Source organism: Streptomyces sp. ALI-76-A (genome assembly GCF_030287445.1).
Classification (GTDB): Bacteria; Actinomycetota; Actinomycetes; order Streptomycetales; family Streptomycetaceae; genus Streptomyces.
Genome location: NZ_JASVWB010000003.1, coordinates 47,521 through 68,622, shown reverse-complemented (window position 1 = coordinate 68,622; position 21,102 = coordinate 47,521). Strand labels below are relative to the sequence as shown.

Sequence of the window (21,102 nt, the reverse complement as noted above, 5' to 3'; positions counted from 1 at the left end):
CGCCGGGCCCGGCGCAGCAAGGTGTGGTGTCGCTGGGACCGGCAAGTCGTAGGGATGTGTAGGGGATGGATATGAAGTTTCTTATCGGAATGTGTTTCTTCGTCTTGGGGCCGGACTCGCCGTTCTGTGTCCGCGGATCATGCGGGCTGGCGCCTCGGACGCCAAGAAACGCATAGGGCGAGGTCCGAGCAAGGTTGAACGCGTTGTGATTCGCATATGCCTCATAGGTGGGGGCGGGACGCTCGCGATTCGGTCTTGTGTACGCGTTCGGCATGGGCGGTTGAGTGAATTTTTCACTGTAAGAAGAGCGCTCAACCGCATCGCGGTTGAGCGCTCTTCTTACAGTGTGTGATCAGTGTCTATTCTTGCGGCGTTTCTGATCGCGGAAGAAGGCCCAAGTGGCTACAGCGATGACGACGATCAGAAAGAGAGTGGTGAGTAAAGGACTTCCTTTGATTCCTGTCCCCATTGCCATGACTGTGAATGGCATATCTAAATCCTCTTTGCTAGAGCTAGGACCCGCTGATTCCCGCACCTCCGATGCAGGCTGGAGGGCCTGACCGTGGACTGCTGCAGTAGGGCGAGCGGCGCGGCCGGGGCCGAAGTGTTTGACCTGTACTGCGTTGCGCGGATCTGCCCCGACACCCTCGCGCGGCCCGGGACAAGGCGCTGATCTTGAGCGGCTTCCACTACGCCTCGCCCGCCCAGGACCTCGTCGGCCTCCTTGCCAAGGACGTCGGCCTCACGCCGCGCGGCTTGCTGTGGCGTGGCTGACCGTGCTGGCTTCCGCCTTCACCCCCTCATCGCGAAAAGAGCGACCAGCAGCAGCCGCAGGCGCTGGCACAGCAGCAGATCCCGGCCCCTCGTCGGGAGTTCGCGAAGAAAGGCGCCGTGGCCGCGATCGGCGGTGCCGTATCGGGTGCCGCACGCTTTGGCATGGAAGAAGTCCTGGGGCTTTCTCCGCGGCGGCTCGTGAGCCGCTCCGAGCAGTCGGTGCAGCGGCGGGCGTTGCCTGCCGGTCGCGGCGCTGGCTTCCGCGCTGAGCGCCTCATCACCGGTCGAAAATTTGAAGCTTAGTGCCGGAGCCGCATCCGAGAAGCACACCGCCGCCTGCACCGCCCCGCGCTGCCCTCTTCGTGTCGGTGACGGCGGAGGGTCCACAGAGTGCCGAGGAAGAACATCAAGAACATGGCTGCGCACGCAGCCGCCCGCACGACCGCCGCCGTACCCTCATCGCCCACGACCGTGTCGATCAGCAGCACGCACCACAGCAACGTGAACGCTGCGTGGAACCAGCGCCCAAATCGAAGAATCTTCACCGTTCGAGCCGGGAGCGGAACGGACGGTAGATCGTCCCCTGCAGTCTCATAGCATCTCTAGAGCAATAGCTACACCAGCTGCACACAAAAGCGCCCCACCACCGATAAAGCAGACCAATACAATTCCCTTTTCGGAACGACTGGTCGACCATCCTTGTCGACGCTGGGACCGGTTGACACCTGCCCGAGTGATACGGGTAGAGAAAACTACGGAAGCCAGTCCCACTACCGCCAAGAGTAACCCTATTGTGACCCTCACGAAAATCGCTCCCACTTAACGAAAACTTGCACTGCATGCGCTTATTTCTTGAAAATAAGGTCCAGTTCTCAAGAATAACTGCTTCTAGCCGAGTTATGCTCCCCGTTAATGCGAGGACGACACCCTGCCTCGTAGCAATCTTCCCACCACCGCAAGGAGCCTGGGGGCGAATCGATTCGACCAGCCCTCGCCCGCCTAGCCGTAGGGAGAAGTCCCTGACCAAAGGTCGGCCTGCGAAAAGGCGGCGATATTGGCGTGGGTGTAGCCGACTTTCGAGATGTGTAGAGGGTGCACCATCCTGATGGACAATGCACCCTTACACATCGGATGTGCTATTTTTTTCGACCTCTGAGTATGACGAAGATCCCGATCGACAAGCCGATAACGAGCACTGCGATTGTCACCGGCGGGTTGTCAGTTACCCCCGCGCTCAAGAAGGTCATTCGGTGCTCCTTTACATGACTTCGCCTGCCGCAACACCCATGCCCCAATAGGACAGGTTGACGCCACGGCTCATTGTCTTAGATGCCTTGAGGAGGTCTGCGGCCACTCCGACCTTCCCACCTACAAGGTTGACGACTGCTCCTCCGGCGATGTCCGATGCGCTCTTCCCCTCAGCGATGCCGCCGGCAACCTCCAACCCAGCGCTGACGGCCGTAAGACCGAGCCCCAGGGGCAGAGCAGGAGCAGCCAGCGCTCCGGCCAGTCCCACTGCCTGGCCAGCCCGGGTCAGTCCTTCTCCCAGAGAAAGCAGCCCGCTGGGGTCGGTGTTGTTGATCGGGTCGCCGGCGGCGTAGAGGTAGGAGTTCTTCTCCTGGCCGGAGGGGTCGGGCTGGGTGAAGCGGCCGAGCTGGGGGTCGTAGTAGCGGGCGCCCATCTTGTACAGACCGGACGGGTCGAGGTAGGTGCCGGTGTAGCGGTAGGGCTGGTTGGTGCCGGTGGCGGTGCGTGCTTCGCCGTAAGGGCCGTAGCTGTAGGTCGCCGTGCGTTTGCCGGTGGCGTCGACGAGGCCGATGACGCTGCCCTGGACGTCGGTGAGGTAGTACTGGCTTGCTCCGCCGGTCGTCATGGCTGTCAACGTGCCCGAGGCTTCACGGACGAAACCGGTGGAGTTTTCTCGCGTCATGCCGGTCGCGGCGTTGGTGAAGGTCGAACTGCCGCGCGTGAGACGGTCGTTGTTGTCCACTCCGGCATAGGTGTAATTCGACGCAGCACCGGAGGCCGTCAGGTCGGACAGCTGGGTGAAGGGAGTCCACTGGCCGCCGGAGCGGCTGCCGGTGGGGGAGGCGGCGGAGGTCTCGTTGCCGTCGCCGTCGTAGGTGAAGCCGGTGTTGCCGTCGAGTGAGGTCAGTTCGCCTGCGTTGTTGTACTCGCGGACGGACTGGGCGTTGTCGCAGGCGGGCAGATCGGTGCCGGTGGAGCGGCCGGTGATGTTGCTGGCCTTGTCGTAGCAGTAGGCCCAGCCGGCGGTGGTGGAGCCGTCCTTGGTCTCGACGGCCTTGGTCAGGCGGCCCTTGGAGTCGTAGGTGTAAGCGAGGGCGGCGCCGTCGGTGGTGCGCTTGTTGATCTTTTCGGTGTCCTTGCCGGACTTGTTGTAGTCGTAGGTGATCGTGGACAGGACGGTGGAGCCGTTCTTGACCTCGATCTTCTGGGCGCGGCTGGACTTGTCGTAGTCCGTCTTCTGCACGGTGCCACCGGGGTAGGTGGTGGTGGTGCGGTCGCCGTTCTTGTCGTAGTCGTAGGTGGTCTTGGCCCCGCCCGGCTGGGTGAGGGTGGTGAGCTGGTTGGCGTCGTTGTAGTCGTAGGTGAGAGTGCCGCCTGTGTCGGTGGCGGTCTTCACGTTGCCGGCTTCGTCGTAGGTGACCGAGCTGGTACCGCCGGCGGGCAGGGTGCGGGTGCGTTCGCGGTTCTGCTCGTCGTAGGTGTAGCTGCTGATGCCGGTGGGAGTGGTGCGGGTCTTGATGTTGCCGTCGGCGTCGTAGGTGAAGGTGGCGCTTTTGCCGTCACTGGTCTGGGTCTTGAGCCGGTCGCGCTTGTCGTAGGTGTAGACCGTCGTCACGCCGCGGCCGTCGGTGACGGTGTCGGTGCGGCCCAGGTCGTCGTAGGTGTAGGTCACGTCACCCTGGGCGGAGGGACGGTCGACTTTGGTCAGGTTGCCCTTGGAGTCGTAGGTGAAGGACGTCTTGTGGTCTTCGGGGTCGGTGGCCGAGCAGCGCTGGCCCGGCAGTCCGCCGCAGTCCATGGCGCCGGTCCTGGGGTTGTGGTCGTAGGTCCACTTGGCGCCGTCGGAGCCGGTGGTGGTGTCGGTCTGCGACGTCATGTTGCCCGAGGTGTCGTAACCGTTGGTGACCTTCTCGCTGCTGGCGGAGGTGAGGGTCTCGGGGTAGTGGCCGCCGCTCTTCTGGGTCCAGGCCATCGTGGACTGGGCGCCGGTGGGCTGGGTGGCGGTCTTGGGGTTGAAGGAGTCGTCGTAGTCGAACTTGACGGTGTTGCCCGGAGTCGAGCCCACGCCCATGCCGTCGACCGCGCTGGTGACGTTGTTGTCCGGTCCCCACGTCTTGGAGCGCTCACGGCCGAGCGGGTCGGTGGTCTTGGTGACGCGCCAGCGGGAGTCGACCGTCTTCTCGGTGTGCTTGCCTCGCGGGTCGGTGATGCGGACCACGCCCTCTCCCTCGCTGCCGGGCTGCGGGAGGATGTAGCGGAAGGCGGTGGTGGCGCCGGTGCCGGCGGTCTTGTCGACGATGCGGGTGATCGAGGCGAGACGGTTGGTGTCCCAGGTGAAGCGGGTCTCGCGTCCCTCCGTGGTGGTCACCTTCGTCATGCGGTGCGAGGTGTCGTAGTCGAAGACGGTGGTCTTGCCGTCGGTGTCGGTGAACGTCTTCAGGTCGTTCCCGGACCACATGTAGGTGGCGTAGCGGCCGGTGTTGTCGGTGACCTTGGTGATCTGCTTGCCGTCGTTGGTGAAGGTCAGAGTGCGTCCGGAGGCGGCGGTGATCTTCGAGGTGAAGGCGCCGGAGTAGGCGATGGTGGTGGCGTTGCCGTTCTTGTCCTCGACCTTGCTCACCCGGGCGTCCCCGGTCGTGCCGGAGCGGGTGAAGGTGGTCTTCTGACCGTTCTTGCGGGAGGTGAGCGTGAAGGACTTCTTGTCCGAGGACTCGGTCAGGTCCTGCTTGTAGCCGGGGGCCGGGGTGAACTTCGAGCCGTCCCGCTCGAACACCGCGATGGTGCTGGAGGGGCCCTGCACGTACACCGACGTCGTGTTGGGCTCGTGGATCAGGTAGTCGCTGCCGGTGGTGGCCTTCCAACTGGTGTTCAGACCGTTGTAGGCGTGCCCCAGGGACAGCCCGGGGCCGGCGTCAGCTATGTCGAAGGCGTTCAAGGAGACCAGCAGGTTGCCGTTGCCGTGGTTGACCTGCGCGCCGACAGAGTCGGACAACGGTGCCTTGTAGAACTCCGACCAGGGGACCTGGCCGATGCCCAGGCCCTGGAAGGTGGACTGCAGGATGCCGGCCGTCACTAGCTCGCGGTCCTTGCCCGCTGTACCGATGGGTGTGCTCTTGGGGGCCTTGGTCTGGCCCACAGGTGATGCGCTCTTCGGTGGCGGGGCCGGTTTAGCGGCCGGCGCGGCCGACGCCTGTGCCGGCAGGAGGGCGACCAGCAGCGACGAGCCTGCGGCCATGGCGCTCACAGCAGTGGCAGCGGAACGTCTGGCGCGTCTGGTCCGCCGGTATTGGGGCATGACAAAGTGCACGAGGAGCTCTCCTTGAATCGATCGGGCTCTCAGGGCCGAGTGATGCAGGAGCGGGACCCGGCGGGTGGCAGCCGGTGGGCGGCTGCCACCCGCAATCGGTCCGCTTTCGCGCGCGGACACGGGACAGCGCCTGGACCGCACGTCGTGGAAACAGCGAAGCAAGCCGGATCCCGCCGATACGCTGCGGAGCGCGGACAGGCCCGCAGCGTCAGGTCGTCAGCAGCGCTTGGATGTCCTGGCGGCGTAGCCGCCCTGCTCGTTGGCGATGGTCAGGGTGCCGTCGCCGGAGGTGCAGTCGTCGACCGTGTCAGCGCCGTTGCCCCAGAACTCCTGGTTGTGCGTGTCGAATTCACGCCGCACGCCGAGCAGGGTCGAGCGGTCGTAGGACCAGACACCGACCTGCAGATCGAAGTTGATGTTCTGGTCGAGGAACGACTTCCACACCCACACATAGCCGTAGTTCTCGTTGCAGTTGGGCGAGTAGAACTGCTTGACCGAAGCGATTGTCTCCGTACCGCGGTAGGCGTAGGAGGTCGTGCCGATCTGGTAGGCGTCCGAGCACACGCCCGCTGCCTGAGCCCGCGCGGTCAACGGGTTTCCCGCTTCTGAAGGCTCCGATGAGGCAGGAGGCTGCACGTCAGGCGCGGGGTGCGGGTCCGTACCCGCGGACGCGGTTCCCGCGCCCACCAACGTCAGAGCCACGGCGCCGGACGCGGCAACCGCGCACATGACCGATCTCAGCTTCTTCTGGGCGCGCGAAGGGCGCGCACCTGCGGTACGTCGAGTCAAGACTTCCCCCCACAGGAAGACAGGCCTCGCAGACCCCTGCGGTCACGAGGAACTCACAACCTGTCACATAAAGCACACAAGACAGCGATAGGTGCCCCAAAAATCTCCTGCCACACGGGCAGGAACAAGCCCCCCTCTTACCGAGGAATCTCACCTTCCAAAGCCGCAAAGAAGGACAAGCTCCTCAACAATGTGCAGCATCTACGCGAGTCGCCACCGCAACAGTGACGCGAAAACCGCCGTCAAACCTGCGCACGTCAAGCGTCCAGATATTCAGGCGAACGTGGAGGTCGGCCACCTCCACGCCTCGAGCGTCCGCCGGCCCTGGGCGTCAGGCGGGGAGAGGCTCACGCCACATGGGATGCCTGGCTGTACAGCCCGCTGCGGGAGCGGTAGCGCGGCCTCCTCGCTGGTCACGAAAGCCAGGCACATATCGGGGCGCTGCTCTAGGACGCCCAGGTCCCGATCGGCTTCCGCATCGGGGGAGTTGAGAGGCGGCATCGGCATTGTGCTGAGACCGACCAGCGGCTGGAAGGAGGGCTGACGCCGGACCAGAAGGAAACCGTGGTCCAGACATCAGCGCGGACCGGGCTTGCCAGCGCGGCGGGCGTAGAAGGCGGTTCGGGAGACCTGCAGCAGTTCACACGCCCGCTTGACGTTGTGACCGTCTCGCTTCTCCGCCTCCATGAAGGCCAACCGGTGGCTCGAGAGACGGGTTCCTCTGGCCAAGGCGGACCATGGGCGTCGAGGCGGCCGCACGTGCCTGTTGGCTCGACGGATAGCAGCCCCACCCGCCGGCGGTGGCGGACGCTGGTCACCACCCGCCGCGATCACCTGCGCGTCCCCCGGGTGACACACGCGCAGCCCCACCAGACTTCGGGGCTGTGGGCGGGTTGCTGCTGCTTTCAGGGTGTGAGGTCCAGTACGCGGACCGGCTCACCTGCCCACCGGTGTGGGGCCGTGGTGGCGATGATCGCGCCGTCGGGACGGTCCGGGGTGGGCTGCGCCGTGTACTGGCTGTGCGCCGCGGCCCAGGTCTGCTGCCGGGCGACGGCCAGGGCGGCGGCCAGGTCAAGATCGAGGACGGTGATTCCCGGCAGGGAAGCCAGGTGCTCCGCCGTGCCAGGCCGGGCGCGATCGGCTTCCACTAACGCGCACGCCGGGGCGTACAGGAACCAGCCCGACTCGGCATGGGCGCGGTGGATCAGACGGGAAGCAAGGGCGTTGCCCTGGCCGGCTGCGGCCATCGCGGTGTGGTCCAGGACGATGTGTACAGCGTCGCTCACTGGCTGGTCACCTGGGCCATGCGCCGGTTCAGCTCGTTGTCCAGGTCCTGTTCCTCAGCAGTGGTCGGCGCGTAGCCGTTCCACTCCTTCAGCGCGGCCAGGGCCCGTTCGGCCCGTTCGGCCCGCTCGGCCGGAGTCAGCAGCGTCTCAGCGAGACGGGCGAGATACGCGCGCAGCGACAGACCCTCAGCGGCAGCTATGGCGGCCAGCCGTTCCTTGGCTTCCTCGGGGATACGGACGTTGGCATCGGACATCGTCGTGTTCCTTCCCATCGTCCCAAGGGTACGGGTACGTACCCGTACCCGTTCCCGTCAGGTGTCTGATTCCAGTCTGCGGCGAGCGCGAGCACTGCGTCCGGGACGGCGTGGCGGTCACGGACGCGTCGACGGACCGGAACGTGTCGACGACGGCCCGCAAAATCGAGCGGTGCGTCGGGGTGACTACGTCGACGGTTTCCTGTGCGAGGGCTCGATGGCCTGCACGTTGGGCATGCGGTCGTCGATCAGGGAGCGGGCGTCGTCGGACAGGGCGCCCAACCCGGCAACCGCAGCGCGGTGCCCGACGTCGTACGCCTCGGCGACCGCGTCGAACACTCCAGGGGTGGTCGCCATGCCCAACCCGCCGACGACGGCCTGTGCGGCGCGGCGTACCTGCTGGACGGCGGCGAGCTCGGCCGCGACCCACCCAGGCGCGTCGAGGCCGGCGTGCGTTGGTCATGGCCTGGTAGGCGGCGACGAAGACGTCGATGCCGGCGGAGTCCATGAAGGTCACACCCTCGAGGTCGACCACGGTCCGCGGCGGCGTCGCGTCGTCGAAGGACAGCAGGGCCTTGCTGAGCTCGTCTTTGACTCCAGGTCCGCTACCTGCGACATTCCGCCCGAAACAGGGCAGTGCCCGGGGACGGAGGAATCTCCGTCCCCGGGCACTGCCCTGGCCTCTCGTTCGGCTCAGACCGCAGCCGCCACGTACCCGGTGCCGGCGTCACCGCGGACGTCGGCGAGGAACTGGGACACCTGGTCAACCTCCTGCATGCACTCGATCAGGAACCCCGCCGCGATGAGCGCGGTCTGCGCCCCGCCGTCGCCCGCGAGGCACCACCGCTTGAGGTACCGGCTCGCCACCGTCACCAGCTGCCGCAGGGCGTACGCGGACTCGCAGTCGGCGTGCTCATCGGGCACGGCGGTGATGTAGTCCGCCAGGACCAGCGAGCCGAACTCACCGATCAGCCGCGCCAACTCGGGGCCCTCGGCGTGGAACTCCGCGAGCGCGGCCTTGCTTTCCTCGCTGCCCTGGCCCCGCCAGACCAGCTCCACGTAGGCGGCGGCCCGCCGGATCTGCTCCGGGGTGAGCTGGGGCTTCAGCGATGTCGTCTCCATGACGGCTCCCTCTGATCTGGCCCGGGTGCCTGCTGCGCCCGGCCGATCGCCCTACGATGCGGACCCCGCCCTGTGGACAGAGGCCGGCCACCAGAAGGGCGGGAATCCCCTCTCCGTGTCCTGTGACATCGGGCTGGACCGATTGCCATTGAAGTCGGACCAGCTCTTGCTGGATATTGGCGGGTTCATGTGGAGATACAGCGTGGGCGAGTGGTTGATGCGCGGGAGGCGGAGGCGGGTTTCGCTGCTGTCGTAGGGTCGGTGGTCGAGGACTGGGCGCTGGGACCGGTTCCGTCGCGGAGAGCAGGAGCTGAGCGATGGCAGGTGTCCCTGAGGCTTCGCCGGGTGAGCCGCGGCTGAGGCGGGTGCCCCCGGCCGAGGTGGAGGCGGCGCGGATGGAGGCGGTGCGCCGCTACGACATCCTCGACACCCCGCCCGACGGGGCGTTCGACCGGGTCGCGGCGATGGCCGCCCGCCTGTTCGATGTCCCCGTGGCCAGCGTGACGATCGTCGATGCCGACCGGATCTGGTTCAAGGCCATTCACGGCCTGGAAGGGGTCGCGGAGATTGGGCGGGACCCGGGACTGTGCGGGTCGGCGATCCTGCGCGATGACGCGCTGGTGATCCCCGACACCCTCACCGATCCGATCGCCTGCACCAATCCGCTGGTCACTGGTCCGCTGGGGGTGCGGTTCTACGCGGCGGCGCCGATCATCACCGCTGACGGCTACCGGCTGGGCACGGTCAACATCCTGGACACCAAACCGCGTCTGATCACCGAGGCCGACACCGAAACCCTGGCCGACCTGGCCGCGGTGGTTCTGGACGCCATGGAGCTGCGACTTTCGGGCCTGCGGCTGCTGCGCGAGGAACAGGAACGCCGCAAGGCGGAGGAGGAGGCGCGGACGCAGGCCGAGCGGGACACGGAGGCGATCACCGCGTTCGCCACCACCCTCCAGCGCACCCTGTTGCCTCCCGTGCTGCCGCCGGTTCCGGGGCTGGAGCTGGCCTGCCACTATCAGACCGCCTCGCCCCGGGACGTCGGCGGTGACTTCTACGACGTCTTCTCCCTGGGCGGACAGCGGTGGGCGTTCTTCCTCGGGGACGTGTGCGGCAGGGGCGCCGAAGCCGCCACCGTCACCTCGCTGACCCGCTACACCCTGCGCGCAGCTGCCCAGCACCACGACGATCCCACCGAAGTCCTCGACGCCCTCAACAGCGCCCTGCTCCTCGATCCGTCGATGGGCAGCCGGTTCTGCACCTGTGTCTTCGGCACCCTGCAGCCCGCCCCGGGCGGCGGTTTCAGCGTGAGCGTGGCCACGGGAGGCCATCCCCCCGCCTTCCACATACAGCACGGGGATGACGGCGCGATGGTGGTGAACGGGGTACGCCCCAAGGGCGGCATGCTCGTGGGCGCACTGGAAGGCGCCCGGTTCGCCTCCCACACCTTCCACCTCGCCCCGGGCCAGGGCCTGCTGCTCTACACCGACGGGCTCACCGAGGGCCGCCTGCCGGACGGGACCATGCTGGGTGAGGAAGGCGTGGCCGCCTTCCTCACCACCCGCACCACCCCGGACGCCGGCCGCCTGATCGAGGACACCATCGCCCTCATCGCCGACCTGCCCACCGGTCCCGGTGACGACGTCGCCCTGCTCGCGCTGTCCGTCCCCCTGGCACCGCCCACTGAGCAGACGGCCACCGTATCGACGGCCCGCACCCTGGCCACGCCCGTCGCCGGCGCCGCCCGCGCCGACCAGGAGCGCTGACCCGTGACCGACGACCTCACCCTCACCACCACCCACACCGACGGACCCCTGGCAGCCCTCTGCGTCGGCGGAGAGATCGACAGACAGACCGCTCCCGCCCTGCGCAAAGAAGCACTGGACGTCATCGCCCAAGGACACCCGCACCTGATCCTGGACCTGACCGAGATCACCTTCTGCGACTCCTCCCGCTTCAACGCACTGATCGGCATCATGCGCTGCGCGACGGCCGCAAACGGCTCCCTGACCCTGGCCGCAGTCCCCGACCGCCTGTCCCGAATGCTCGATCTCACCGGCCTGAGCACCCTCATGCCGTCCTACCCCAGCATCGAGACCGCGATGAACGCCCGCCTCCCTGCCACGTCCGAGCCCGCCTGACCCGGCCAATCCAGCAGCCCGGTCCAACTTCAGTGACAAACCGTGCAAGTTCAACGGAAGAGGACAGGAGCGCGCCCGTTAGAGGCGGGGGCGAACTGCTTCTCCCAGGCCGCGCCCAGGTCCTCAGCTCGTCGGGCGATGTCACGGGGCAGGGCGCGGCCGCGTCGCGGGGATTCACGACGCGGCCGCCCGGGGCGGGTGCCCCGGTGGGTGCGCCGGGACTGTAAGACGTTCTTTCAGGTGAAGTTCGAAGCAGCCAAGGGGCTGGGGCCGTAGATGCTCATACCCTCTTATCGCACTCGAGCAGTACCGGAGGTGTGTGTTTACCCTTCTACGCTTGCTCGATTGTCGAACGGGGGTTGCATGGTGCAGGGATGGGCGGGCCGAGAAGGCGCGCTTCGCGTTGCCCGCATCGGTCGGTTTAAGGCGGCGGGGCTGGGAGGGGCCCTGTGCGTGGGCTCCGCGGTTGCTGCCGCCGTCGGCGGTGGTATGGCGGGATCCGTGTTCCTGCCAGCCGACATAGGAGTGCCGGCTGCGCACGCGGTGGCCGCACTTTCCCTCTTCGCACGGTCCCGGACGACCGCGGGGCGGGTACGTCTGCGTCTGACGCTGCTCGCTGTGGCGGTCGCGGCAGGCGGCCTCCATCACCTTGTGTCAGGTCACCACTCCTGGGATCCCGTGCACTCTGCCGGTCTCTTCCAGTCCGTGGCCCAATTCCTGGCGGTTGCCGGGATCGTGGTGTGTCTGGGGTTGGGTGTCGCCGGGCTGGTGGTGGCAGTCGCGGACAGCGGCACGACCCTGATCTGGTTGCGGCGGCTTTTGGACGGGTGGATGATCGCAGGGTCGTTGCTCACGTTGTGCTGGGTGCTTCTGCTGCATCGTGCCGATGAACGCAGTGACATCACGGCATCGGTGATGGGTCTCGCTCGGGTGGTCACGGACGTTGTCGTCTTGGGGCTCCTGGTGGCGGTGTGCTTCGGCGTGAAATCCGGGGAGCGCACAGGAGTCATCGTGTCGGCCGTGGCCCTCATCGTCCTGGCCGCGAGCGACATGCTGCGTATCCTTTTACCCGCGCCAGGCATCTGGCACGGTCTTCCTGTGGCGGCGGCCTGTTCGATGACCGGATTGCTCGTTGCCGCCGCCACACCATGGATGCCGGGGGGCGCGAGCATCGTCGGAGTCGGTCAGCGAGTGCTGCCTGTCATGGGGGTGGTGGCTGCCTTTGTGCCTGTGGCGGTCTGCGCCTTGGTCATGGCGGCCCACGCTCTAACCGGTGGCCGCACCGATGTGGTGATGGCGGTGCTGGCAGGTTCCGTGCTTCTTGGACTCGGGGCCCGGCAAGGTGTCGTTCACGCCGACCATTTGCGTATCACGCGGGAGGCCTCAGTCCGTGAGGCCCATTACCGCACGCTGGTGGACGGCTCGTGCGACGTGATCACCATCGTCGGTCTGGACGGGCGCGTCCTCTACATCAGCCCGGCCGCCCACCAGGTTTTCGGGTACCGGCCCGAAGAGCTTGTAGGTGCCTCTCTGCCCCTGTACTGCCATCCGGAGGACGCGGCGTCGCTGCAAAAGGCCGTCGAGAGCCTGCGGAAGGAAGCTGAGACAGGCACTCGCGGCCCGGGCCGCCGCATGTCCTGCCGGCTTCGCGACGCCGACGGGCGATGGCGCCACGTGGAGTCAACCATCAGCCACCACGCCGAGGGACTGATCTTCGCCAGTCGCGATGTCACCGAGCGGGTCTCACTGCAGGAACAACTCCGACACCTGGCTTTCCACGATGCGTTGACCGGTCTTGCCAACCGCGCGTTGTTCACCGACAGAGTCGCCCACGCGCTACGGAAGCGGACCGCCGATACCATCCCTCCCGCGGTGCTCTTCTTGGACCTGGACGGCTTCAAGGCCGTCAATGACGCAGCCGGACACGCCACAGGCGACGCCCTGCTCATCCAGGCTGCCCGCCGGCTCCAGGCATCTGTCCGAGCCGGAGATACCGTCGCCCGCCTCGGCGGTGACGAGTTCGCAGCCCTGCTGGAGGGAGAGGCGGGGACATCACGTCCACGGGCAAGCGAAATAGCTGAGCGGATCCTGTCCGCCCTGACGAAGCCATACCGCATCCGCAGTACGGACGCGGTGGTCTCGGCTTCCATCGGCATCGCCTTAGCCACGCCAGGGATCACGCCCGAGGACCTCCTGCACAACGCCGACCAGGCCATGTACGAAGCCAAAGCCGCAGGAAAAGGCCGCATCCGTATCCACCACAGGCAGCCGCGCGCAGGTTGCGAGACCTCCTCTGCCGTCACCGAGACAAGGTGATGTCAAAAGACTAAGACAGTGCGGCGAGGCCGAGAAACGCCAGTTGGTTGCGGGGATGCGTTCGTAGCGGGAGTTGAGTGGGAGACGTCGGCGTCCTAGTCGTTCGTTCGACTCGGCGCCTTTGCAGGCGGTGCGCGCTCCGATGCGTTTTCCCTGCAACTACTGGCCCTTTTTTCTCGGCCTCGCCGCATCTGCTGCTACAAGCGGTTCGTCCCCTCACCGCACAGGACCGTGTAAGGAGCGTCCCGCACTTGAGGTGCGAGACCCCGCTGTGCAGTCCTGGGATCAGCCGATCACGGTGCAGAAGTTGCCGATGCCTGGTCCGTGTCACCGAGCTCCGAGCCGAGGGGGCGAAGGCGGGGCTGGCGTCGAAGTCTTGCTCACAGTCCACGAGCTGGAGGGTGCTGACGCCACCGTCGGACGGCTCGTCGTAGCTGTGGCCACCGTTGGGCTGGCAACCCCGCCGCCGAGGAGACCGAGGCCGCCGACCATCGCCGCTACGGCCGCAGCCTTCTTGAACTTGTGCCATGGCCGCACTCTTCACCGCCAACCCCACCGAGGACGACCCGCAGCTTCCTTTCGCCCGAACAGAAGCAGCTCGGCCAGTGACTACACCACTACCTGGGGACATGACCGGTCGCTGGCCGGTCTGTCTGCGCTCTGCCGGTGATGAGCGGGGACCGGCATAGGATGACTGGCGTGGATATGGGGGCGGTCATCGCAGAATTGGTGGGGGAAGCTGAACGTTTGATGCGCGAGCAGGTGTGGGTCCTGTCATCCGCCGACCGTGCCGTCGCGGCGAAGGCCGCTGCCGATCTGCACGCCGCCGTAGGGCCCCCGGAGTTCCAGCAGGCCCTGTCCGAGGTCGACCGGTTGGAGCATTTGCGGGAGGCACTCGCTGCTGTGGCCATCGCCCTTGCCCACGTGCATGGACGCCTGGCCTGGTTCCTCGGCGCCGCTGCCACCGTCCTCACGCCGGTGTTGCACTGGCGCGCTGTGCCTGCCGAAGACGGCCGTACCTTCGGTGCTGTCGTGCCGACCCTGCAGCAGTACGCGGAAGCCGAGGACGCGGTCCGCCGGCTCCAGAGCGCCCTCGCCGGCATCGCCGCCTGACGCCATCGGGCAGCCGAGCATCATGATCGCCCGGGCAGGGCCTGAGCGCGGGTGCTGGTGTAGCGCACGTAGGGGCCCCACTTCTCCCTCACCGGGGTCATGCACCACTGGCACAGGGGAACTTCCGCCACTGCTGTACTTGTCCTCGCGCGCGGCGGGGCCGCACGCGCCGCCCCGGCTGCGAGGACGGGTACCTCGTGCCGGAAGCCGACCGCCGTCTGGTCACGGGCGGCTGCATGCAGGGCGCTGATGCGGTTCTCGATCCCGGCCGGGCCGGTGCAGTCCAGGACGAACAGCAGCCGAGGAAAGATCGGGTAGTGCCGCCGCCATTCCTCCTGCGCGGCGCCTGGCCGAAGGCGGGCCTGCGTCCAGTCGTCACCGCCGCGCCGGTAGTACAGCAGCGCGTCGGGGATGACAGCCTCGCCGCCTCCGATGAAGTGGTAGATCTCAGGGATCCAGTCCAGGGGCTGGCACACATCGCCGTGGTGGCGGGCGTCCTGGAGGAAGGCGAGCACGGTTTCCGTCACCGTCAGAGCGTGCCCGGTGCGCAGCCGCACCGCGGTCCGGTCGGACACGGTCTTCGGTGGCCGCCGCCCCGCAGCTCCGGCCACTCACCGGCGACCTGCACCCCGTATGGGGTGGGGAACCACACCCGGGTCCGTCCGGCCTGCGGCAGGGCGATCCGGTCGATCAAAAGGCCCTCACTGCGCAGCTTGGCCAGTCGGCGCCGTGTCTGCTCGATCTGTACTCCCGGCGCGATCACCAGGTACTGGACCAGCACCGCCAGCGCCAGCCGTCCCCACCGCCCGCGCCCACATCACTCAGCACGGCTGCTCCCGTCTCGTACGGTGCGGCGCCGTCTTGGCCGGCGCCGCGTGTACGACGAAGCGCGAACAGCCAGCCCCGACCAGAAGACCGACCAGGAAGGCCCGACCACGGTCACGGTGCGACAACACCGCCCCCGACCAGGCCGACAACCCCGCAGACAGCCGCCCGTGCGCTCACGGGATCCGTTCGTATATCCGCACTTGGAGCAGGAGAACGCGCAGCTTCGGCAAGCCGTCAACTCGCATGCGACGGTGGACCAGGCCATCGGTGTTCTCGCCGCCATGCACCGGCTGGCGTTGGCTGCCGGGTTCGAGGTGCTGCGTGAGGTGTCCCAGCGCACCAACATCAAGCTGCACACGGTGGCCGAGTCGGTGATTGCCTGGGTGCTGGGGCAGACGCTGCCGGAGCCGGTGGGGCGGAGCTGGACGCGGCTGTGCACCGGTGGTCATGCCAGCAGGAGACCTCAGACGGGGAAGCCGGCTAGAACGCCGCGGCCGGGCACGCCGCGGGTCGGGCGGTCAGGGCCTGCTCGACGGTGGGATGGCAGTCGATGACCTGGTCCAGGCCGACAAGCTGAAGGAGTCGCAGCACCGATTCCTGGGCCCCGGCCATACGCCGGCATCTGCGAACTCCATCTCCAGGCTGGCGTGGCGATGCTGACGTAGCGAACGTCTGGGCCTTCGACCATATTGCCGCGCACCGGGGGCGTGTGCATGCTGCTGGTCATGGCATCTCCGCCCGGCACGCCCGCGTGTATGTGATGTTCGCCCATCAAGTACTTGGCTCCAGCCGCATAACCCGTGTCCAAGATTCCGGTCAGCCCCAACGTAGAAGCGGGGCGGCACCCAGTTCGGGTGCCGCCCGCTTCGTGTGGTGTGGTCAGGTCCGGTAGCCGCGCTCAAGGCCCTGTCCGTGTTGTGCTGGGGCGGGATTGAGCACCAGTTGCATCGTGATGACTTCGGCCACCCGGGGCTTCTTGCTGTTGACCGTGGCTGTTCGGGCTGGTCGGGGCGGCCACGGCGGGGAGTCGGTGAAGGACCGTGCTCGCCGTGCTGCCTGTGGCTGTGCTGTTGTCAGCCGCGCTAGTTCTTGATGAGCAGCTTCTTGTTGTCCTCTTCGGTGAAGAACACCCTGCTGGTCCTCGTCACGGTCTGGTCGCCGGACCCGAGCGGCGAGTTGACCGTGATATTGCACGTCAGAGTCTGGGTGTTTCCCGAAGCGGTAGCTGCCCCGCCCGTGGCGGTCCCACCCTCGCCAGCGTCTGCGTCACCGCCAGTGGCGGTGATGGATTGGGCGCACAGTGGACCCGCCGGTACGGCCACGATGGGGGCGGGGCCGCTTTCCTCGTCGAACCTGGCGAACTTCACCTTGTCGGATTCTGCGAAGAGGACGAGATCTTCGTCGTGGGAGGAGTGGTCCTTTCCGGAGTGGGCCTCGTGCGTGTGGGCCGGCTGGTCATCGTCGGCGTAGGCGCTGCCCGCGCCCGAGACCGTCAGCGCGCTGATCGCGGCGCCGAGCAAGGCGGCCTTTGTGCCAAAGCGCATGTGAGCTCCATGTAGTCGCTGCCCAGGTGTATCCATGGACGCTCTGGCAACGCGGCAGCACCCATTTCGTTCCGATTTCATCACCCGTCTGGTGCGCACCCGTCCGGGTTGACTTCAAAAACGGCAATACTCCGATACCTCCTGGCCTAGGAGGTCAGCAGGCGCTGACGGAACTTCAGGCCCGCAGCCTGCTCATCGGGCTGGCCGCCGTCAAAGAGGACTTCTCACGCCGTTCAGCGCTCAGCGGTCGACGTGCACGCGGTTCAGGTCCCCGGGTGCGCCGCAGTGCTTCCCGCGCGATCGAGCTGTCGGATCCGGATCCGCTGTCCGTTCGTGATGCCCGCGAGATGCGGAATTTGGAGGTGTGCTGCTCTCGGATGACCCGGCCGGAGCCGTCGCATGTGGTGGAGGCCCGCGCCGCCCTCTCGTGTTCCTGCCGGCCTCGTCCAAGCACCTGAAGTCACCTTCGTGTGAGATTCTGAGCTGGGTAATCGCAAGCTGCGCTTACTGAGGTTTTCAGGGTGGGGTCGGTGGTGCGAGGGTCAGGCCGGTGGCGGTGAGGCAACCGTCGATCAGGTGTGGCCGGAGTTGGATCCTTCGTAACTCCCGGCGGAGTGTGCGGTCGAGGCCGTCGGGTGTGTCGAAGGCGGTGTTGGCCATGGCCCGGCGTACCAGTGACCAGAGGGTCTCGACGGGGTTCAGGTCGGGTGCATACGGCGGGAGGCGGACGGTGGTGAGCCAGTCGTGCTCGGCCTCGTACCGTTTCAGCCCGGCCGCCAGGTGGGTGTTGAGATTGTCCCAGACCACCACGATCGGGCCGCCGAGCTGGATGTGTGCACGGACGAGCAGGTCGCGGTAGTCCTGCCAGGAGAAGCTCTTGCGTGCGCCTTTGAGGAGGAGGTGGTTGCGGGGCCGGTGGATGAGACGGGTTTCCACGCCCGGTTTGTAGCAGCACAGGGCGGCGACCGAGGTCCTGCGGCGGGAGCGGCCTCTCACTCGGATGACGGGGGTGTGTCCGCGCCGGCCCCAGGTGCGGGCGCGAGGCGGCGTCGTGGAGAATCCGGACTCGTCCTCGAAGACGATCCAGGCCCCGTGGGCCGCCGCGAGGCTTTTACCCTCGGCCACACCTCCTTCTTCCACAGTTCGACGGCGTGCTCGTCGCGTTCGAGTGCTCTGCGGGCGGGCGCCTGCCATGACCAGCCGTGCCGTTTCAACAGCCGCCACACCGTCGCCACCGACAGGCTCAGCCTCAGACGCCGGCGGATCACCGTCTGGACCCGGGCCAACGTCCACCGCTCATCGCCGAAGCCGTGCGCTGACGGACCCTTGCCGAGTTCCTCCTCGAGCACGGCGAACTGGGCATCGGTGACGGTCGGGGAGTTGGCCGGGCCCGCAGAACGCAGGGCCTCCATGCCACCCTCGCGCCAGGCACGGCGCCAGCGTTCCACCGACCGCACACTCACCCGCAAATCCCTGGCGATCACCGCAGTCTTCTCGCCCGCCGTGAACCTCTCACCGGCCCGGAGCCGGATCTTCTCCCGAAAGGCCCGACGCTCAGCGGTCAGGCCCCACCCTCCGGATAACGCATACCACCGGCATACCGCAGGGATCATGAACCGTCACCACCCGACGACAACCCGAAAACCTCAGTAGGGGTGCCTTGCCGCGTCGATGTACGTCTTGGTGACCTCGGTGATGAAGTCGCGGCTGCTGTCGGGGGTGAGAGCCTGGGCCTGGAGGTGGTCGTACAGCGCGCTGTAATGCTGCGCGTCGGAGGGTTTCTCCAGGTAGAGATCGTTTGTGAACCGTTCCATGTACACCACCCCCGCCTCGGGGCTGTCGGCGAATTGCAGGATGCAGAACTGTCCTGACAGGCCCGGGTGGGCACCGACGGTGTAAGGGAGGACCTGCACCGTGATGTGCGGCTCTGCGCTGAGTGCGTTCAGGTGCTCCAGCTGTTCACGCATGACCTGTGGGCTGGCGACGATGCGGCGCAGTGCCGATTCGTCCAGGACGACCCACAGGCGCAGCCGACAGACCGGGTCGTGGATCCGGTGCTGACGGCGCAGCCGCACCTTGAGGCGTGTGTCGGCCTGTTCGGCAGTGAGCAGGGGGATCGTTTCCTTGATGACCGCCTGGGCGTAGGCGGGAGTCTGTAGCAGCCCGGGGATCACCGTGGACTCGTAGGCATGGACGGAGGCGGCGTCCGTCTCCAGGGCGATATAGACACTCTGGGGGATGTCGCCGTAGGCGTTCCACCAGCCCTGCTGTGCGGATTCCTTGGCCATCTGCATCAGCGAGTCGATGACCGGCTGGTCCGTCACTCCGTAGATCGAACACAGGTCGTGCACGTCGCAGGGGCTGATGGCGCGTTTACCGTTCTCCAGATGACTGATCTTGGGCTGGGAGACCATGAGCCGCTCGGCCACTTCTGTGGCCTTCAGCCCACTGGCCTTGCGGAGCCGGCGAAGCTCGGCTCCCAGACGGCGCCGCCTGACGGTGGGGTTGATGTTGGCCGCCACGAGCGGTGTACCTCCGACTCCAGTCACTGTGCTCAACCGCAGGTTGCCATGGGCAAGGGTTGCATGGTCACATGCCATGCCGTCGTGATCGCAGGCGACCGAAACAGACTCTCACGTTGGCATTTTGTCCAGTTCAAGACGGTACAAGAGCCCCCGTTCGTCAGCCCTTCGGCTTTGTCCACGAGCAACTCATGAACAAGCCACCCGTTGCGAGGCGCGGGCGGTTCCGGACTCCGGACCTTCCGCAGCACGAGACCTGCACAGACGAAGATTCTGCTAGAGACGTTTGACAAGAGGCCCACATAAGTCGGACAGCATGGCACTGCATCCCTCATGCTCCGATACACGGCCGCAGATATGCCGATACAGGTTCCCTTGAGACTGGCCGTGCTTTCCCGGGTGAGGAATTGTCACGAAGACGGCGGGGCACCAGCCCGGAGGCGGCTGGCGGCTGGCGGCTAAGAATTTGTCAGCGGTGAGTTATGGGTGCCGCCGCTGGGCTGCCGGCGGCGGCGGCACCAGGGGCTCGTCGGCGTTGGCGACAGGTGAGCCGGTGAGCCCCGCTCGTCCAGAGTGATCCACAAGCGGGGGCTGCGCCAGCGGGACACGGTCAAATGAGCCAAGGGGTTACGGGTCGAGGCTGGTGACAAGGCCGGTGTAAGGACACCGGAAGCGCCGTTGACTGCCCGCGTGACACGGACAGCCGAGTGCCTCATCCATTCACCTGACATGCCTTCACCCGGATACCCGCCAGGGTGGTGGCGCGCGCACATCTGGGTTGACGTTACTGAGGTTTTCAGGGTGGGGTCGGTGGTGCGAGGGTCAGGCCGGTGGCGGTGAGGCAACCGTCGATCAGGTGTGGCCGGAGTTGGATCCTTCGTAACTCCCGGCGGAGTGTGCGGTCGAGGCCGTCGGGTGTGTCGAAGGCGGTGTTGGCCATGGCCCGGCGTACCAGTGACCAGAGGGTCTCGACGGGGTTCAGGTCGGGTGCATACGGCGGGAGGCGGACGGTGGTGAGCCAGTCGTGCTCGGCCTCGTACCGTTTCAGCCCGGCCGCCAGGTGGGTGTTGAGATTGTCCCAGACCACCACGATCGGGCCGCCGAGCTGGATGTGTGCACGGACGAGCAGGTCGCGGTAGTCCTGCCAGGAGAAGCTCTTGCGTGCGCCTTTGAGGAGGAGGTGGTTGCGGGGCCGGTGGATGAGACGGGTTTCCACGCCCGGTTTGTAGCAGCACAGGGCGGCGACCGAGGTCCTGCGGCGGGAGCGGCCTCTCACTCGGATGACGGGGGTGTGTCCGCGCCGGCCCCAGGTGCGGGCGCGAGGCGGCGTCATGGAGAATCCGGACTCGTCCTCGAAGACGATCCAGGCCCCGTGGGCCGCCGCGAGGCTTTTACCCTCGGCCACACCTCCTTCTTCCACAGTTCGACGGCGTGCTCGTCGCGTTCGAGTGCTCTGCGGGCGGGCGCCTGCCATGACCAGCCGTGCCGTTTCAACAGCCGCCACACCGTCGCCACCGACAGGCTCAGCCTCAGACGCCGGCGGATCACCGTCTGGACCCGGGCCAACGTCCACCGCTCATCGCCGAAGCCGTGCGCTGACGGACCCTTGCCGAGTTCCTCCTCGAGCACGGCGAACTGGGCATCGGTGACGGTCGGGGAGTTGGCCGGGCCCGCAGAACGCAGGGCCTCCATGCCACCCTCGCGCCAGGCACGGCGCCAGCGTTCCACCGACCGCACACTCACCCGCAAATCCCTGGCGATCACCGCAGTCTTCTCGCCCGCCGTGAACCTCTCACCGGCCCGGAGCCGGATCTTCTCCCGAAAGGCCCGACGCTCAGCGGTCAGGCCCCACCCTCCG

The 21,102-nt window shown here is 66.8% G+C and carries 17 protein-coding genes and 1 pseudogene; 5 read left to right on the top strand and 13 right to left on the bottom strand.

Annotation, left to right across the window (positions count from 1 at the left end):
• Positions 1–792: 792 nt before the first annotated feature.
• The 7 genes from QQS16_RS35870 to QQS16_RS35840 all read right to left on the bottom strand — a co-directional run bounded on the left by QQS16_RS35870 (position 793) and on the right by QQS16_RS35840 (position 8,780).
• The gene (locus QQS16_RS35870; protein WP_286066686.1) at positions 793–1,116 is read right to left on the bottom strand and encodes a hypothetical protein; all 324 of its coding nucleotides are present in this window, start codon (positions 1,114–1,116) and stop codon (positions 793–795) included.
• 916 nt (positions 1,117–2,032) lie between these two features.
• Positions 2,033–5,257 carry an RHS repeat-associated core domain-containing protein gene (locus tag QQS16_RS35865; RefSeq protein ID WP_286066685.1) on the bottom strand — a complete coding sequence of 1,075 codons (3,225 nt, stop codon included), beginning with the start codon at positions 5,255–5,257 and terminating at the stop codon, positions 2,033–2,035.
• Positions 5,258–5,545: 288 nt separating this feature from the next.
• Entirely contained in the window at positions 5,546–5,920 is a 375-nt protein-coding gene (locus QQS16_RS35860; protein WP_286066684.1) for a hypothetical protein, read from the bottom strand.
• Positions 5,921–7,023: 1,103 nt separating this feature from the next.
• Entirely contained in the window at positions 7,024–7,404 is a 381-nt protein-coding gene (locus QQS16_RS35855) for a PIN domain-containing protein (RefSeq protein ID WP_286066683.1), read from the bottom strand.
• Positions 7,401–7,658, bottom strand: a complete 258-nt coding sequence (locus tag QQS16_RS35850; protein ID WP_286066682.1) for a hypothetical protein — start codon at positions 7,656–7,658, stop codon at positions 7,401–7,403. Before QQS16_RS35850 ends, QQS16_RS35855 begins: the two co-directional genes overlap by 4 nt.
• A 186-nt stretch (positions 7,659–7,844) precedes the next feature.
• On the bottom strand, positions 7,845–8,015 hold the full coding sequence (locus tag QQS16_RS35845; protein WP_286066681.1) for a hypothetical protein: 171 nt from the start codon (positions 8,013–8,015) through the stop codon (positions 7,845–7,847).
• 336 nt (positions 8,016–8,351) lie between these two features.
• Positions 8,352–8,780 (bottom strand): hypothetical protein, encoded by a 429-nt coding sequence (locus QQS16_RS35840; protein WP_286066680.1) that lies wholly within the window; start codon positions 8,778–8,780, stop codon positions 8,352–8,354.
• Positions 8,781–9,097: 317 nt separating this feature from the next.
• Between QQS16_RS35840 and QQS16_RS35835 the strand changes: the two genes are divergently transcribed.
• The 4 genes from QQS16_RS35835 (at position 9,098) to QQS16_RS35820 (ending at position 14,350) form a co-directional block, all read left to right on the top strand.
• A complete protein-coding gene (locus QQS16_RS35835; RefSeq protein WP_286066678.1) occupies positions 9,098–10,546 on the top strand; it encodes a PP2C family protein-serine/threonine phosphatase in 1,449 nt (482 codons plus the stop codon).
• 3 nt (positions 10,547–10,549) lie between these two features.
• Positions 10,550–10,921 carry an STAS domain-containing protein gene (locus QQS16_RS35830; protein WP_286066677.1) on the top strand — a complete coding sequence of 124 codons (372 nt, stop codon included), beginning with the start codon at positions 10,550–10,552 and terminating at the stop codon, positions 10,919–10,921.
• 705 nt (positions 10,922–11,626) lie between these two features.
• A complete protein-coding gene (locus tag QQS16_RS35825; RefSeq protein WP_286066676.1) occupies positions 11,627–13,237 on the top strand; it encodes a sensor domain-containing diguanylate cyclase in 1,611 nt (536 codons plus the stop codon).
• Between the two features lie 705 nt (positions 13,238–13,942).
• Complete coding sequence (locus tag QQS16_RS35820) at positions 13,943–14,350, top strand: hypothetical protein (protein WP_286066833.1); 408 nt, start codon at positions 13,943–13,945, stop codon at positions 14,348–14,350.
• A gap of 20 nt (positions 14,351–14,370) precedes the next feature.
• Here QQS16_RS35820 and QQS16_RS35815 read toward each other — a convergent pair whose 3' ends face one another.
• Together QQS16_RS35815 and QQS16_RS35810 are read right to left on the bottom strand one after the other, a co-directional pair.
• Entirely contained in the window at positions 14,371–14,907 is a 537-nt protein-coding gene (locus QQS16_RS35815) for a hypothetical protein (RefSeq protein ID WP_353479739.1), read from the bottom strand.
• Positions 14,880–15,131, bottom strand: coding sequence for a hypothetical protein (locus QQS16_RS35810; protein ID WP_286066673.1), 252 nt, complete (start codon positions 15,129–15,131; stop codon positions 14,880–14,882). The genes QQS16_RS35815 and QQS16_RS35810 overlap by 28 nt, the downstream gene beginning before the upstream one ends.
• Positions 15,132–15,378: 247 nt before the next feature.
• On the opposite strand from QQS16_RS35810, the gene QQS16_RS35805 reads away from it, so the two are divergent.
• The gene (locus QQS16_RS35805; protein WP_286066672.1) at positions 15,379–15,732 is read left to right on the top strand and encodes an ANTAR domain-containing protein; all 354 of its coding nucleotides are present in this window, start codon (positions 15,379–15,381) and stop codon (positions 15,730–15,732) included.
• 528 nt (positions 15,733–16,260) lie between these two features.
• On the opposite strand, the gene QQS16_RS35795 is transcribed toward QQS16_RS35805, so the two are convergent.
• The 4 genes and pseudogenes from QQS16_RS35795 to QQS16_RS44070 form a co-directional block, all read right to left on the bottom strand.
• Positions 16,261–16,722 (bottom strand): hypothetical protein, encoded by a 462-nt coding sequence (locus QQS16_RS35795; protein ID WP_286066670.1) that lies wholly within the window; start codon positions 16,720–16,722, stop codon positions 16,261–16,263.
• A gap of 516 nt (positions 16,723–17,238) precedes the next feature.
• Positions 17,239–18,310: pseudogene (locus tag QQS16_RS44075) on the bottom strand (IS630 family transposase).
• Positions 18,311–18,368: 58 nt separating this feature from the next.
• Positions 18,369–19,244, bottom strand: coding sequence for a helix-turn-helix domain-containing protein (locus QQS16_RS35780; RefSeq protein ID WP_286066667.1), 876 nt, complete (start codon positions 19,242–19,244; stop codon positions 18,369–18,371).
• 796 nt (positions 19,245–20,040) lie between these two features.
• Positions 20,041–21,089 (bottom strand): IS630 family transposase gene (locus QQS16_RS44070; RefSeq protein ID WP_502963949.1). Its coding sequence is split into 2 segments (ribosomal slippage): positions 20,041–20,664 and positions 20,667–21,089, totalling 1,047 coding nucleotides; the frame shifts between segments, so codons are not numbered across the junction.
• Between the last annotated feature and the right edge of the window lie 13 nt (positions 21,090–21,102).

Bases quoted from the DNA above. Each gene is read 5' to 3' on its own strand.
- QQS16_RS35840 (WP_286066680.1), bottom strand. From the start codon at position 8,780: ATGGAGACGACATCGCTGAAGCCCCAGCTCACCCCGGAGCAGATCCGG.
- QQS16_RS35820 (WP_286066833.1), top strand. From the start codon at position 13,943: ATGGGGGCGGTCATCGCAGAATTGGTGGGGGAAGCTGAACGTTTGATG.
- QQS16_RS35845 (WP_286066681.1), bottom strand. From the start codon at position 8,015: ATGGCGACCACCCCTGGAGTGTTCGACGCGGTCGCCGAGGCGTACGAC.
- QQS16_RS35795 (WP_286066670.1), bottom strand. From the start codon at position 16,722: ATGCGCTTTGGCACAAAGGCCGCCTTGCTCGGCGCCGCGATCAGCGCG.
- QQS16_RS35865 (WP_286066685.1), bottom strand. From the start codon at position 5,257: ATGGCCGCAGGCTCGTCGCTGCTGGTCGCCCTCCTGCCGGCACAGGCG.
- QQS16_RS35850 (WP_286066682.1), bottom strand. From the start codon at position 7,658: ATGTCCGATGCCAACGTCCGTATCCCCGAGGAAGCCAAGGAACGGCTG.
- QQS16_RS35835 (WP_286066678.1), top strand. From the start codon at position 9,098: ATGGCAGGTGTCCCTGAGGCTTCGCCGGGTGAGCCGCGGCTGAGGCGG.